General features: G+C 32.2%; 16 protein-coding genes. 13 read left to right on the forward strand and 3 right to left on the reverse strand.

Features of this window, described 5'->3' with window-relative positions; genetic code table 11:
• From TCEL_RS03030 to TCEL_RS03040, 5 genes are all read left to right on the forward strand, one after another.
• On the forward strand, nt 1-331 hold a 331-nt coding region (locus TCEL_RS03030), incomplete at its 5' end, for an Ig-like domain-containing protein (protein WP_040683731.1).
• A gap of 240 nt (nt 332-571) precedes the next feature.
• Nucleotides 572-640, forward strand: coding sequence for a hypothetical protein (locus TCEL_RS14370; protein WP_423219074.1), 69 nt, complete (start codon nt 572-574; stop codon nt 638-640).
• Between the two features lie 55 nt (nt 641-695).
• Nucleotides 696-3,044 carry an Ig-like domain-containing protein gene (locus tag TCEL_RS12745; RefSeq protein WP_018660995.1) on the forward strand — a complete coding sequence of 783 codons (2,349 nt, stop codon included), beginning with the start codon at nt 696-698 and terminating at the stop codon, nt 3,042-3,044.
• A 122-nt stretch (nt 3,045-3,166) separates the two neighbouring features.
• Entirely contained in the window at nt 3,167-3,343 is a 177-nt protein-coding gene (locus TCEL_RS13130) for a YjfB family protein (RefSeq protein ID WP_018660997.1), read from the forward strand.
• Nucleotides 3,344-3,403: 60 nt separating this feature from the next.
• The gene (locus TCEL_RS03040; RefSeq protein ID WP_018660999.1) at nt 3,404-3,601 is read left to right on the forward strand and encodes a hypothetical protein; all 198 of its coding nucleotides are present in this window, start codon (nt 3,404-3,406) and stop codon (nt 3,599-3,601) included.
• A gap of 45 nt (nt 3,602-3,646) precedes the next feature.
• Here TCEL_RS03040 and TCEL_RS14375 read toward each other — a convergent pair whose 3' ends face one another.
• On the reverse strand, nt 3,647-3,913 hold the full coding sequence (locus TCEL_RS14375; RefSeq protein ID WP_084739350.1) for a transposase: 267 nt from the start codon (nt 3,911-3,913) through the stop codon (nt 3,647-3,649).
• 372 nt (nt 3,914-4,285) lie between these two features.
• Between TCEL_RS14375 and nifJ the strand changes: the two genes are divergently transcribed.
• On the forward strand, nt 4,286-7,810 hold the full coding sequence (gene nifJ / locus TCEL_RS03045) for a pyruvate:ferredoxin (flavodoxin) oxidoreductase (RefSeq protein WP_018661001.1): 3,525 nt from the start codon (nt 4,286-4,288) through the stop codon (nt 7,808-7,810).
• A gap of 23 nt (nt 7,811-7,833) precedes the next feature.
• Here the strand turns inward: nifJ and TCEL_RS13140 are convergent, their stop codons facing one another.
• Nucleotides 7,834-7,980: a CDIF630_02480 family spore surface protein gene (locus TCEL_RS13140; RefSeq protein ID WP_018661002.1), complete on the reverse strand. Its 147-nt coding sequence runs from the start codon at nt 7,978-7,980 to the stop codon at nt 7,834-7,836.
• Nucleotides 7,981-8,385: 405 nt separating this feature from the next.
• Here TCEL_RS13140 and TCEL_RS03050 point away from each other — a divergent pair, with 405 nt between their 5' ends.
• The 3 genes from TCEL_RS03050 to TCEL_RS03060 all read left to right on the forward strand — a co-directional run bounded on the left by TCEL_RS03050 (nt 8,386) and on the right by TCEL_RS03060 (nt 11,362).
• Nucleotides 8,386-8,823 carry an NUDIX hydrolase gene (locus TCEL_RS03050; protein WP_018661004.1) on the forward strand — a complete coding sequence of 146 codons (438 nt, stop codon included), beginning with the start codon at nt 8,386-8,388 and terminating at the stop codon, nt 8,821-8,823.
• A 113-nt stretch (nt 8,824-8,936) separates the two neighbouring features.
• Nucleotides 8,937-9,299 (forward strand): ArsR/SmtB family transcription factor, encoded by a 363-nt coding sequence (locus tag TCEL_RS03055; protein WP_018661005.1) that lies wholly within the window; start codon nt 8,937-8,939, stop codon nt 9,297-9,299.
• Nucleotides 9,296-11,362 (forward strand): heavy metal translocating P-type ATPase, encoded by a 2,067-nt coding sequence (locus TCEL_RS03060; protein WP_040683732.1) that lies wholly within the window; start codon nt 9,296-9,298, stop codon nt 11,360-11,362. Before TCEL_RS03055 ends, TCEL_RS03060 begins: the two co-directional genes overlap by 4 nt.
• A 35-nt stretch (nt 11,363-11,397) precedes the next feature.
• Here the strand turns inward: TCEL_RS03060 and TCEL_RS03065 are convergent, their stop codons facing one another.
• The gene (locus TCEL_RS03065) at nt 11,398-12,858 is read right to left on the reverse strand and encodes an aminoacyl-histidine dipeptidase (RefSeq protein WP_018661009.1); all 1,461 of its coding nucleotides are present in this window, start codon (nt 12,856-12,858) and stop codon (nt 11,398-11,400) included.
• 197 nt (nt 12,859-13,055) lie between these two features.
• Here TCEL_RS03065 and TCEL_RS03070 point away from each other — a divergent pair, with 197 nt between their 5' ends.
• From TCEL_RS03070 to TCEL_RS03085, 4 genes are read left to right on the forward strand one after another with little or no spacing between them, the layout of a single operon-like run.
• A complete protein-coding gene (locus TCEL_RS03070) occupies nt 13,056-13,316 on the forward strand; it encodes an HPr family phosphocarrier protein (protein WP_018661011.1) in 261 nt (86 codons plus the stop codon).
• An 8-nt stretch (nt 13,317-13,324) separates the two neighbouring features.
• The gene (locus tag TCEL_RS03075; protein WP_018661013.1) at nt 13,325-14,077 is read left to right on the forward strand and encodes a DeoR/GlpR family DNA-binding transcription regulator; all 753 of its coding nucleotides are present in this window, start codon (nt 13,325-13,327) and stop codon (nt 14,075-14,077) included.
• Nucleotides 14,078-14,089: 12 nt separating this feature from the next.
• Entirely contained in the window at nt 14,090-15,013 is a 924-nt protein-coding gene (pfkB, locus tag TCEL_RS03080) for a 1-phosphofructokinase (RefSeq protein WP_018661015.1), read from the forward strand.
• Nucleotides 15,014-15,018: 5 nt separating this feature from the next.
• The gene (locus tag TCEL_RS03085; protein ID WP_018661017.1) at nt 15,019-15,465 is read left to right on the forward strand and encodes a PTS sugar transporter subunit IIA; all 447 of its coding nucleotides are present in this window, start codon (nt 15,019-15,021) and stop codon (nt 15,463-15,465) included.
• Nucleotides 15,466-15,475 lie beyond the last annotated feature (10 nt).

Here is a 15,475-nt window from a genome sequence, read left to right on the forward strand (position 1 = left end):
TGGAGGAAAGACAGCAACATGTGTTGTAACTGTTGCAAATGCAACTACTACCATAAGCAGTTTGAGAATAGAACCATCATCGGTGAGCAAAGCACCAGGTGAGACAGAACAGCTAAAAGTAATAGCAACAATGTCGGATGGAAGTACAAAGGAAGTAACAAGGGAAAGTGGAATAATATATACAACAAATAGTACATCAGTAGCAACAGTAAATGGGAATGGAGAAGTGACAGTATCACCTTCAGCAAGTGTAGGATTTAAAGCAACAATAACAGCAAAGTATGGAGGAAAGACAGCAACATGTGTTGTAACTGTTGCAAATGCAAATTAGAAATTTAATGGGGTTGCACATTTGAATTCTTAAAGTAACCATAATACCTACTAGCGCCACCCAGGTGAAAATAGAAGTGAGGGAAATAATGGAATTAACATAATAAAACTAACTAATCAATTAATCTTATAAAAATCTATACTTAAGGAGGCGTTACTATGGACATAGTAACGCCCTATCAATTAACCTTAATCAATTAAGGTAGTACAGAAAACCAGCCTTGCAGTAATGAAACTTGCAATGGACACAGGAAAACAAACAGCTAATGAAACTGTAAAGATGATTCAAGAAAGTATAGATTTTTGTTAATTAATATATATAATTATATTATATAATACATTAAAATTTTAAAGGTGGTGTTTTGGTGAACAAAAAATATAAATTCTTATCTTCTTTACTATTATCGTTGACGTTATTGTCAAACACAGCATTTGCTGGAACTTACACTATAACAACAAAAGATGATTTATATAATGCTTTAAAAACAGATGCATTAAATTTAGATACAACAGGTACTTACACATTTAAAGGACTATCTTCATCTACAGTAAATAGTTGGCTAAAAGATGCTGCATATATTATACCAGAGTATGGAAACAGTACAAAGGGTTGGGAAGGCTCATACACAATTAATGGCTCAGATGTAGTATATAATCTTCAGTTTAACAGACATCTTACAAAAGAACAATATAATCAAGTAGTAACAAAAGTTAGAGAAGTATTACCAAATATCATAAATGAAAATATGAATACATTAGAAAAAGAAAAAGCAATACACGATTGGATTATACAAAATGTTGATTATGATTATACTTATAATAGTTATGATGCATATAAAGCATTATTTAGTCAAGAACATAAAACAGTATGTAATGGGTATGCTATGTTAGCAGATATAATGTTTAGAGAGGCAGGCATAGATTCAAAGATAGTATTAGGTTATGCATATCAAAATGGTAAAAAAGTTGGTCATGCATGGAATATGGTAAATTTAGATGGAAATTGGTATCATGTAGATTTAACTTGGGACGATTTACAAAATGGAAATGTTAGATATGACTATTTTAATTTAAGAACAGAAGAAATTAAAAAAGACCATATACAAACAAGTATATCACCAGCAACTTCAACAATTCCATTTGACCAATATATAGTAAATGTATATGGCAGTGATACATCTAAATATTTAGGTTTATATGGAGACCAAATATTAGATAAAGTAGATACTATAGATGATTTAGCGACATATTTAAAGAAAGCATTAGATGAAAATAAAACGAGTGTTAAATTTGCATATAAAGGAACATTTAGCTCGGCTATTAATACTTTAAAAATATATCTTCCACAATTAACAAGCTATAGATATGCACAAACAACAATTCCAAGATTAAATGGCACAGGATACAATGTAGTAATAGTACAAGACATAGTAAAAAGCCAAACAACTCCAAAAAGTTTAACAGCTATGAAGTTTACAAAAACAACAATAGATGTTAGAAGCGGACAAACATATGATTTAAAACAAATTCTAAACATTTATCCACTTGGGATAGATACCCCTGAATTAAATTGGGAAAGCAGCAACACCAAAATACTAACAGTAACAAACGAAGGAATAGTAATTCCAGTAACAACAGGAGTAGCATACGTAAAAGTATCAAGCAAAGCAAATCCAAAAATAGCAGCGTATATAAAAGTACAAGTTCCAGTAGAAGTACAAAGCGTATCTCTAAAACAAGATAATATTTATATGAATGTAGGTTCATCTACTATACCATATGTAATATTTAATCCAACAAATGCTACTTATAGAACATTTACAATGTCATCAAATTATAGTAGCATAGTAGACGTATATAATGGTAAATTAGTAGCTAAATCAGTAGGACAAGCTACAATAACTATAACATCTACTGATAACCCTTCAGAAACAGCAACATTAACAGTATATGTAGTAAAACCAGTAACAAGTTTAACTGTAAATAAAACATCAACAATGATAAAAGCAGGAAAGACAGAAGCTATAGAAACTACTGTATTACCAGCAGATGCAACAGATAAGACATTAATATGGGAAAGTAGTAATCCTACTGTAGCAGAAGTAAGTCAAGATGGTATAATTACAGCAAAAGCACCAGGCACAGTAAGAATAAAAGTATCAAGTAAAACAAATCCAAATGTATATAAAGTGATAAATGTAACAGTTCCAGTGGATTTACAAGGAATATCAACACCATATTCAAATTTTTATGTTAAATTAGGTTCAACTTATACACCATCTATAACTTATAATCCAACAAATGCAACAATAAAAACAGTAACTTATGAAAGTGACAATCCATCTGTATTATCAATAGTAAATGGTAAGCCATTAGCAAAGGCTTTAGGCACAGCAAACTTAACAGTTAAAGCAGTAGATGGAGATTATAAAGTTACAATAAAAGTAACTGTTATACAAACACCTGTAACATCAATAGGTTTGAATAAAACAACTATGAATTTAGCAGTAGGAGGTTCAGACACATTAACAGTAACAGTATATCCAACCAATGCTTCAATAAAAGATTATTACTTTATTAGTAGTAATGAATCTGTAGCAAAAGTAGATGAAACAGGAAAAGTTACAGCTGTATCAAAAGGAACAGCAGTAATAAAAGTTGTATCAGTGCAAAATCCTTCAATAACAAAAACTTGTTATGTGTATGTTAAATAATTTTTATTTACCCAATAGTGTCACATAGGTGAAAATGGAATTGCGGAAAATAATGGAATTAACACAATGATAATCATTAATCAACTAATTTGCTAAAAATCAATACTTAAGGAGGCGTTACTATGGACATAGCCGCCCTATCAATTAATCTTAATCAAGCAAAGGTAGTACAGGAAACCAGCCTTGCAGTAATGAAACTTGCAATGGACACAGGAAAACAAACAGCCGATGAAACTATAAAGATGATTCAAAAAAGCATAGACTCAAACCTTGGCAAAATATTAGATATAAGCGTGTGATAAAATGGATGAAAAAGAACCCTAAAAGAAGGACTACAATGGGTAAAATACAGAATAAAGATGCTTGATTTGATAGAAGAAAAACTACACATAATGAGAAGCTTAGTTGAAAGAGTAAAGGATAATGAATTAAATGAAGCAGAAAGAATTGAGATAAATAAAAAGATAGAACAACTAAGACTCTTTGTCAAAGCTAAGGGTGGGTATTTGCTTAGAATGCCTGTCCTTTCTTATTTGAGAAAGATTTTAGAAAGATAGATTGGTTTTGAGGGAGTTTATCTAAAAATTTGCGTGGCAAAAATATCAATGGCAGTCAAAATATCTAATATAATTATCAGCACATTTTTGGAATTCCTTAAGACCACTATTTTGAGCAAGTTTTATCCATTCTTTTAATAAAGCACGAGCTTCTGCAGAAGAAGATGCAGTTTCGGTAATTTTTAATAGTTTTTCTTTTAATGTATGGGCGATAGCTAATTCGCTAAATCTCTTACCACACGAATTACAACGATACCTACGTTTTTTAATAACAAGAATAGTAGGTTTTAAGAATAAAGGAAGGTGCTTAATGCGTTGAGTTTATAATAACATATTTAAAATCGAGTAAATTTTTGATAGAACTATTAGTGTGCACTTGTTGGATGCCTCCTTTCGGGTGATATGTTGTTGTATATAATTTATTTTATCAGGCATCTAAACAGGTGCATATTTTTTTGTAAAAAAATATGCTGGGGCTACGCCCCAACATTTATTATAGAACCATTTTTTATATCCTTCATCATTTCTTAATGTTTCAATGTGCATGAAATATTAAAATAAATTAAAATATAACAAATTTCTTTAAATAATAATTTTCTTTTGATATAATATATAAAAAGCTGCTGTATAAACAGCGGATTATTGAAAAAAATAATTTCTAGATATTTATAAGGAGGTTATATTATGCCTAGAAGGACACAGACAATGGATGGCAATACCGCTGCGGCTTACATATCCTATGCATTTACCGAAGTAGCAGCAATTTATCCAATAACTCCATCATCTAATATGGCAGAGCTTGTAGATGATTGGTCTGCAAATGGGAAGAAAAATATATTTGGACAGAGAGTAAAGGTTGTTGAAATGCAGTCAGAAGCTGGTGCAGCTGGTGCTGTACATGGTTCTTTGCAAGGTGGAGCATTAACAACTACCTATACAGCTTCACAGGGGCTTCTACTTATGATTCCAAACATGTACAAAATAGCAGGAGAGCTTCTGCCAGGTGTTTTCCATGTAAGTGCTAGAGCAATAGCAGCTCATGCTTTGTCAATTTTTGGAGATCACCAAGACGTCATGGCAACAAGACAAACTGGATTTGCACTACTAGCTTCAAACAACCCTCAAGAAGTTATAGAACTTGGGGCAGTAGCACACCTTTCAGCAATTAAATCAAGGGTTCCATTCTTGCACTTCTTTGATGGATTTAGAACATCACATGAAATAAAAAAGGTTGAACTTTTAGAATATGATGAACTTAAAAAACTTATAGACTACAATGCATTAAATGAATTTAGAAAAAGAGCTTTAAATCCAGAACATCCAGTTACAAGAGGAACTGCTCAAAATCCAGATATTTACTTCCAAGGAAGAGAGGTTGCAAACAAGTTCTATGATGCAGTACCTGACATAGTAAATTACTACATGCAGGAGATAAATAAACTTACAGGAAGAAACTATAAGCCTTTTAATTATTATGGTGATCCAAATGCTGAATATATTATAGTTGCAATGGGATCAGTATGTGATACAGCAGAAGAGGTAGTAGATTATTTGATGTCAAAAGGACAAAAGGTAGGATTAATTAAAGTTCATCTATATAGACCATTCTCATCAAAATATTTCTTTGATGTTCTACCAAAAACAGTAAAGAGAATAGCGGTCTTAGATAGAACAAAGGAACCAGGATCAGCAGGAGAACCTCTATATCTTGATGTTGTTAAAATGTTCTATGATTATGAAAATAAGCCTCTTATAATAGGTGGAAGATATGGATTAGGTTCAAAGGATACAACTCCAGCCCAAATAATAGCTGTATATGAAAACTTAATGAGTCAAAATCCAAAGAACAACTTTACAATTGGAATATTAGACGATGTAACATATACATCACTTGAAGTTGGAGAAGATATAGAAACAACTCCAAAGGGAACAATAAGCTGTAAATTCTTTGGTCTTGGTTCTGATGGTACTGTAGGTGCAAACAAGCAAGCTATAAAGATAATTGGAGAGCATACAGATCTTTATGTACAAGGTTATTTCTCCTACGATAGTAAAAAATCAGGTGGAACAACTGTATCCCATTTAAGATTTGGAAAGGAACCAATTAAGGCTCCGTATCTAGTTAACAATGCTGATTACATTGCATGTCACAACAAAGCATTTATATACAACTATGACTTATTAAAGGGATTAAAGAAGGGTGGAACATTTGTATTAAATTGTCCTTGGGATGTTGCTGAACTTGAAGAAAAACTTCCTGCCAAGATTAAAAGGTATATTGCTCAGAATAATATAAACTTCTACATAATTGACGCTATTAAGATTGCACATGAAATAGGACTTGGCGGAAGAATAAACATGATTATGCAAGCCGTATTTTTTAAGCTTGCTAATATAATTCCAATAGAAGATGCAGTAAAATATCTAAAGCAGTCTATTGAAAAGACATATGGTAAAAAAGGTGCAAATATAGTTGAAATGAACCAAAGAGCTGTAGACAAGGGACTTGCAAGTGTTGTAAAAGTAGATGTTCCGCAAAATTGGGCAGATGCTAAGGACCAAGAAGAAATAAGTACAAAGGATGAACCTGAATTTATAAAGAATATATTAAGACCTATGGCAAAACTAGAGGGAGATAATCTTCCAGTTTCAGCCTTTGTAGGTATGGAGGATGGAACTTATCCAAATGGTACAACAGCCTACGAAAAGCGAGGTATTGCTGTTTTAATTCCAGAGTGGCAGTTAGATAAATGCATACAGTGTAATCAATGTTCATTTGTTTGTCCGCATGCAGTTATAAGGCCAATACTTCTTGATGAAGAAGAGGTAAAGAAAGCACCTGAAACCTTTAGGACAAAGCAGGCAACAGGTAAGGGATTTGAGCATTTACAATACAGAATCCAAGTAAGTCCATATGATTGTACAGGTTGTGGCAACTGTGCAGATATATGTCCAGCTCCTGGTAAGGCGCTTGTAATGAAGAGTGCAGAAGAACAAATAGAAAAAGAGGCAGAAAACTGGGAATTTGCAACTAAAGTAAAGGTTAAAGATAATGTTATGAACAAGTTTACTGTAAAGGGAAGTCAATTTGCACAGCCTCTATTTGAATTCCACGGTGCATGTCCAGGTTGTGGAGAAACTCCATATATTAAGCTAATTACTCAACTATTTGGAGATAGAATGATTATTGCAAATGCTACAGGATGTTCGTCAATATATGGAGGAAGTGCACCATCAACTCCTTATACTAAGAATGCATTAGGAAAGGGACCAGCGTGGGCAAATTCATTATTTGAAGATAATGCAGAGTTTGGATTTGGAATTGCAATTGCATATGCACAAATAAGGGATAAGATTGCAGAATTGATGCAAACAGCAATTAAGGAAAACATAGGCGAGCCATTTAAGAGTGCCTTTGATGAGTGGTTGAAGGTTAAAGACAATGGAGAACTATCAAAGGCTGCAAGTGATAAGGTGCTTAAAGCGTTTAAGGAGGAAAACTTTAAAGGAAATGATATATTAGAACAAATATATGAAAGAAAGGATTATTTAGTAAAGCCGTCAATATGGATAATTGGAGGAGATGGATGGGCATATGATATAGGATTTGGAGGATTAGATCATGTAATTGCCCAAGGTATAGATGTAAATATACTAGTGCTTGATACAGAAGTTTACTCAAATACAGGTGGTCAATCATCCAAGGCAACACCAACCTCAGCTGTTGCAAAATTTGCAGCTGCAGGAAAGAATATTAGAAAGAAGGACCTTGGAATGATAGCAATGAGCTATGGATATGTTTATGTAGCTCAAATTGCCCTAGGAGCAAATATGAACCATGCATTAAAGGCTATAACTGAAGCTGAAAATTACAATGGACCATCTTTAATAATTGCATATTCACCATGTATTAACCATGGTATAAAGACTGGTATGGGAACAACAATAAATCAAGCAAAGAAGGCAGTTGAAACAGGATATTGGCATCTATATAGATTTAATCCAGAACTTAAAGATCAGGGCAAGAATCCATTTATACTTGATTCAAAAGAACCAAAGGGATCCTTTAGAGATTTCCTAATGAGTGAAATAAGATATACATCATTGATGAATACTTTCCCAGAAAGAGCAGAAGAGCTATTTAAAATGGCAGAAAAGCATGCTAAAGAAAAATTTGAAACCTACAAGCGTCTTGCAGAAATGCAATAAAAAAGTGGCCCCTTAAATTGGGGTCACTTTTTATTTTCCTCTACATATTCCTTTGCGTTTTCAACGTCTATTATATCGGGAATAGGTACATTAGATTCAGGTTTTGTCTTTTTTATATTTGCCCATGCTGCTGTATCATGCTTTTCTACAGGTTGTCTTTTCTTTACCATATCAAAACCTCCTTCCTATATATTATGAGCTCATACAGTCTATTTTATATAGTGCCACCCAGGTGAAATGTGAAATTATCCAAAAATTGTAATATAAAATTCAAAAAAAATATAACTAGTGTAGAAATGTTAATATTAACACTTTATGATGTATGATGTATTATTTGTTTTTCATTATGCATATTATCCTTAAACTTTAGATTAAATAAACATATTGTAAGTCTCCTACTTAGTGTTAGTATTTGCTAAAGCTAACAGTAAGTGATAAAATCAATGGGGTAGGTTTTGTTTTATTTGTTCACTTCAAAATAATGGATGTAAAACGAAGAAAGATATTTAAAAACAAATGGGTGAAAATGGGAAATGTCACATTTCACCTGGGTGGCACTTAAGGGAGGAGTGTTTATGAAGTTTCATAGAGCTGTTGCGGTGTATATTTTGAATTCAAAGAACGAAGTTTTGCTTCTTTATCATAAAAAGCTAAAGACGTATCTTCCACCTGGAGGGCATGTTGAGGATGGAGAGTTGACACATGAAGCAGCCCAAAGAGAGGCTAAAGAGGAGGCAGGAGTTAAAATAAGGTTTATACATATTAACGATAAACTTGGTGATGATAGGGCAACTCCGCTGCCAACACCTTTTCTTGTTCAGCTGGAGGATTTAGGAGACCACTATCATGAGGATTTTGTTTATTTAGCAAGGGCAGAGAGTGATGAACTTGAAAATTGTGAAAACCATGAAGATATAGGTTGGTTTTCAATTGATGAAGCGTTAAATCTTAAGCTTTTTGAAAATGTAAAAAGACAGCTCATACATTTAAAGAGCATAATAGGAAAGTCTTAATTACAAAATGATTTCTAGGTTATTTTAAATAATTAATTTTAGTTGCAAACTTAAGGGGCTTGGCATATAATAATATATGAACAATTATTCATATGTTCAAGTGAGGTGAATTTATGGATAAAAGAATAGATACATGTTCCTGCAATATAATACATGATGAAATTGTAAATGAAGTTAAAAAGAAGATGCCAGAGGAAGAAGTTTTATTTGACTTAGCAGAGTTTTTTAAGGTTTTTGGAGATAGTACAAGAATAAAAATAATGTATGCACTGTTTGAACATGAAATGTGTGTATGTGATATAGCAGCTCTTCTAAATATGACTCAATCTGCTGTGTCACATCAATTAAGAGTGCTAAAACAGGCAAGGCTTGTAAAATATAGAAAGGAAGGAAAGGTTGTTTATTATTCTCTAAATGACGAACATATAAAAGATATTGTTAAAGAGGGGCTTGAACATATCAATGAAGGGAGATGAGGGTTTTGAAATATGAATTTTATCTTGAGGGGCTTGGATGTGCTAATTGTGCAGCCAAAATGGAAAAAAAGATAAAGGAACTTGAAGGTGTGAATTTTGCAAGTATAGATTTTGTTAATAAAAAGTTGGTTATTGAAACTGAAAATGTTGATATAGTTTCCAAAAAGGCAGAGGAGATAATAAAAGGTATAGAATCTCATGTTAATATGGTAAGTATTAAGGATGAAGTAGAAAAAGAGGATAAAATTGATAAAGGGATTATTATAAAGTATTTGATTGGAGTAGTCTTATTTATATCAATGCTTTTTATGAAAAATGGTACTAGTAAATTAATATTTTCATTAACATCGTATGTATTAATCGGTGGGGATATTGTATATAGGGCATTTAAGAATATTTTAAAGGGACAAGTTTTTGATGAAAATTTTTTAATGACAGTTGCAACATTTGGTGCATTTTTAATTGGAGAGCTACCAGAGGCTATATCAGTTATGCTTTTTTATAAAATAGGAGAGACGCTTCAAGATATGGCTGTAGATAAGTCAAGAAAATCAATAAAAAAACTTTTATCTTTAAAGGCTGAATGTGCAAACCTAGTAAAAGGTGAAGAAATATTAAAGGTAAAACCAGAGGAGTTAAACTTAGATGATATTATTTTAATCAAACCAGGTGAAAGGGTTCCTGTTGATGGAGTTATAATAGATGGAAGAAGCTCTCTTGATGTAGCTGCACTTACAGGAGAGTCAATACCTTCTTATGTAGAACAGGGAAGTTATATTTTATCTGGAAGTATAAATCTAGAAGGTGTATTAAAGGTTAGAGTATTAAAAACTTATCAGAATTCAACCGTAAAAAAGATCTTAGATCTTGTGGAAAATGCAGCTTCTAAAAAGGCAAAAACTGAAAATTTTATAACTAAATTTGCAAGATATTATACACCAGCAGTTGTTGGGTTAGCCTTTATATTAGCTGTTATTCCGCCTGTTTTAGGCTTTGGAGATTTTAAAAGATGGATATACAGAGCATTAGTCTTTTTAGTTGTATCTTGCCCATGTGCCCTAGTTATATCAATTCCACTTAGCTTTTTTGGTGGAATTGGACTTGCATCAAAAAGGGGTATATTAATAAAGGGCAGTAGTTTTATAGAGGCTCTTTGTGAAATAAAGGCGGTAGTTTTTGATAAAACTGGTACATTAACATGGGGAAGATTTGAAGTATCAGAAATTGTTCCACTAAATGGATTTAGTAAAGAAGAAGTTTTGAAATATGCAGCTTTATTAGAAAGTTTTTCAAATCATCCGATAGCAGTATCAATTGTAAAGGAGTATAAAGATATAATAGACAAAACAGAAGTAAAAGATTTTAAGGAAATTTCAGGATGTGGAGTTTGGGGTAAGATTTTTGATAAGGAAGTAGCTGTAGGAAACTCCAAGTTAATGAGACAATTAGGAATAAATTTAGAAGAAAATATTAATTTAACCACTGTCTATGTTGCTGTAAATGGAGTTTTAGCAGGGGTTATTAAGGTTACTGATAGCATAAAAAGTTCAGCAAAAGAGGTTATTGATAATTTAAAGAAACAGAATATCAAAACATTTATATTAACAGGTGATAATAAAGCATCTGCTTATTATGTAGCAGATAAGCTAGGAATAGATGAGTACTACTTTGAACTTCTTCCTCAAGATAAGGTAGAAAAGTTTAATGTGATAAAAAATTCACTAGATGGCAAAGTTGCCTTTGTTGGAGATGGAATAAACGATGCACCTGTATTAAAGCTTTCAGATGTTGGAATAGCTATGGGGGCTTTAGGGCAGGATGCAGCAATTGAAGCAGCAGATGTTGTAATAACAACTGATGAAATAGAAAAGGTATATGAAGCTATAAAGATTTCAAAATACACAAGAAAAATAGTGGTACAAAATATAATACTTGCCCTATCAATTAAAGTATTAGTATTAATTTTAGCAGCTTTTGGTCTTTCTAACATGTGGGAGGCAGTGTTTGCAGATGTTGGAGTAGCCTTACTTGCGGTAATAAATTCTAGAAGGATAATAAAATAGTGCATGTAAAAAGCTCGCCATTTGGCGAGCTTTTATTACTTAATTTCCTTTAAGACAGCAAGTAGATAATCCCACATTCTCTTTACAGATGAGATGCTTATATGTTCATCTGGTGTATGAACATCATATAGGTTTGGTCCAAATGAAATCATATCAACATCTTCTCCAAGCTTTTCTTTAAATAGTCCACATTCTACACCCGCATGAATTGCAACTATTTCAGCATCTTTTCCAAACATTCTCTTATATACATCCATAAATAGTTGTCTTAGTTTTGAATCTGGGTCATATTGCCATTCTGGATAGTCTGAATCTGCAACAAGTTCAGCACCTAGAACTTCAGCAACCTTCTTTGCTTGATTTAATATGTTGTATTTTAAGCTTCTAACTGAGCTTCTTACAGCTGATTGGAATATAACTTCATCTTCTCTTGTTTCAACAACTCCAAGGTTTGTAGAACTTTCAACTAGTCCTTCAATTGCCATGCTCATTGTTTGGATACCATTTGGAATTAAAACAAGTGAAGCAATAACCTTTTTCTTTGTTTCTTCATCAAAGCATCTTTCAACTGCATTTTCAAGTTTAGTTACAAAAACATGCACATTTGCATCTGAACTTCTAAGTTCGTTCTTTAGAGTCTTATCCCATTCTTCTATTTTATCTTGTAGCTTTTGAACATCGCTTTCATTAATAAGTATAGTTGCGTCGCATTCTCTTGGAATAGCGTTCATCTTAGAACCACCATTTATTTCAGCTAGGTCAAAGTTTATAGTATTTAAAAGATCATCAAGAATTCTTCCCATTATCTTGTTGGCGTTTCCTCTGCCTTTGTCTATTTCCATTCCTGAATGTCCGCCCTTTAATCCTCTTATGCTGATTGTATATGCTACCTTGTTCTTATCAGCACTTACATATGTAGCCTTAACTTTATGAGTTGTTCTAACACCACCTGCACAGCTAACTAGAAGTTTTCCTTCTTCTTCAGAGTCAATGTTAATAAGCATCTTACCACTTAAGTTCTTTCCATCAAGTGCCATTGCACCGCCCATACCTGTTTCTTCTTCCACAGTAAGAAGAACTTCAATTGGTGGATGTGGAATATCATTTGAAGCTAATATAGCAAGTGCATATGCCATTGCAATTCCATTATCAGCACCAAGAGTTGTTCCATTTGCATATATGTAGTCATCAACTATTCTAAGTTCAATAGGATCCTTTTCAAAATCATGTCTTTTATCCTTATTCTTTTCACAAACCATATCCATATGGCCTTGTATTATTACAGTTGGAGCATTTTCATATCCAGGTGTACCTGGTTTTTTAATTATTACATTTAGAGCTTTATCTTGAATAACCTCAAGGTTATGCTTTTTTGCAAAGTCTACAAGATAATCACTTATAGCCTTTTCGTTTCCTGATCCTCTAGGAATTCTAGAGATTTCTTCAAAATAGTGAAAAACTGATTGTGGTTCAAGATTTCTTAATACTTCTGCCATTTTTATACCTCCCTATAGGTTTATTACATTATAATTATATGAAATTAAAAAATATTAATCAATCTTATTATTTAGAAAAATTCTAATAATATATTGACTTCAAAATTCAGATAATTTATAATAAAATCAAACACAAACAAACACAAATGAACATAAAATATAATAAAAACAAACATAAACAAACATGAGGTGAGTAGATGAAGATTATAGAATACACATTTAAGAACGAAATGGCTCTACATGCACGACCAACAACTATTCTCATATCAGAGGCCAATAAATTTAAATCAGATATTATAATAGAAAAAGATAATATGACAATAAATGCCAAAAGCCTTATAAGTGTTTTAAGCCTTCTTATTGAAAAGGGAGATACAATAAAAATAAAGATTGATGGACCAGATGAAGATAAAGCAGCAGATGCTATAAAAGAAATACTAAAAAATATTGAAGAATAGGTGGTATTATGTTTGCTGAAGAGAGAAAAAGTAAAATTTTAGAAATAATCAAATCGGATAATAGCGTTAGGGTTTCAGAACTTTCGAAGCTCTTTAATGTATCAGAAGCTACAATAAGGCGTGACTTGATAGAATTAGAACAGGCTGGTTGTATTGTAAGAACCCATGGTGGAGCTGTTTCAACAAACAGTACAAATTTTGAGCCATCCTTTAAAGAAAAGCAGGATAAGTTTTTAAAGGAGAAGGAGCAAATAGCTAAAAAAGCTGCTTCACTTATAGAGGATGGAGATACTGTAACAATTGATTCAGGTACGACAACACAATTTATTTCAAGATACATTACTGCAAAGGGAGTTACTGTTGTTACAAATTCAGTAAATTTGGCAGATGAATTATCAGATAGAGAAGATATAGAGGTTATTGTAACAGGTGGAATTTTAAGAACCAAAACTAAGGCAATGGTTGGACCACTTGCAGAAGAAATATTAAAACAGCTTAAAGTAGACAAACTCTTCTTAGGTGCAAACGGAGTATCCATAAAATCAGGAGTTACAACTCCTAATATAGTTGAAGCAAGTACTAAAAGGGCAATGATAGAGGGAGCAAAGGAAGTATATCTTGTAGTTGATAGTTCTAAATTTGATGAAGTCAATTTTTCTCTCATATGCAATGTTTCAAGAATTGATTACATTATAACAGACAAGCTCCCTAAGGATTATGAAAAATATGAACATTTAGGGGTTAAATTTATTCTAGCATAAGAAGGTGATAAATTGATTTACACGGTAACATTAAATCCAGCAATAGATAAAACAATAGTACTTGATAGTTTAAATTTAGGACATGTAAATAGAAGCTTATTCTCCCGTGATGATATTGGTGGGAAAGGAATAAATGTTGCAAAAGTAATTAAAAAATTAGGACATAATGTTGTTGCTATGGGGTTTATTGGGAGAGAAAATAGCAATTATGTTTATAAAAAACTTTATGAATACGGAATATGTTGTGATTTTATTGAAGTAGATGGAGAAACAAGAACAAATATAAAAATAGTAGAAGAAAGAGAAGGAAGGTTTACAGATATAAATCAGTTAGGTTTTGAAACAGATAATTTTGATTTAGAAAACCTAATAAAACGAATAAAAAGCAGAGTTAATTCTAATGATGTTGTAGTTTTATCAGGAAGTCTACCTAAGGGACTTAATGTTGACACTTATAAGATAATGATAGAAAAACTAAAGGAAATAGGTGTAAAGATAATATTAGATGCAGAAGGTGAAGCTTTAAGAAAGGGAATAGAGGCAGGACCATTATTAATAAAACCAAATTTAAATGAGTTAAAAACTATTGTAAATTGTGGAGAGAGTTTAGAAGATATTAAAAAAGCAGTTTCTGTAATAGTAGATAAAGGAATAACAACTGTTGTCTCAATGGGTGAAAAGGGAGCAATTTTATTTAATAAGGACGAATGCTTTTATTCAAAACCAATAAAGGTTGATGTAAAAAGTACTGTAGGTGCTGGCGACTCAATGGTTGCAGCATTTGCCATAGGTATACATGATAATTTACCTTTTGAAGAATCATTTAGGCTTTCTATTGCTGCATCGACCGCCAAAGTCACTAAAGAAGGTAGCCAAGCACCAGACAGGAATGAAATACTAAAATATCTAGAATTAGTAGAAATACAGAGGAGGTAACTAAAATGGAGCTACAAAAAATTTTAACACCAGAGAGAGTAGAATTTAATCTTAAATCAAAATCAAAACTTGAAGTAATAGATGAATTGATTGACATTTTATATAGAGACGGAAAGATAAAAGATAAAGAAAGATTTAAAGGGGTGGTGATAAAAAGAGAAGAAGAGTTTACAACTGGAATTGGAATGGGTGTTGCTATACCTCATGGAAAGGACGAAAGTGTAGTTGAACCTGCACTAGCTTTTGGTTTATCTAAGGAAGGAATAGAATATGATTCTATGGATGGTAAGCCAGCACACATATTCTTTTTAATAGCAGTACCTAATAATGCAAATAATGAACATTTAACAATATTAAGTATGCTATCAAGAAGGCTGATGTATGATGAGGTTAGAAATAGGCTTTTTAATGCCTCAAGTTATGAAGATGTAATAAATGCATTCAAAGAATGATGGGGGGAAA

Source organism: Thermobrachium celere DSM 8682 (assembly GCF_000430995.1).
Taxonomy (GTDB): domain Bacteria; phylum Bacillota; class Clostridia; order Clostridiales; family Caloramatoraceae; genus Thermobrachium; species Thermobrachium celere.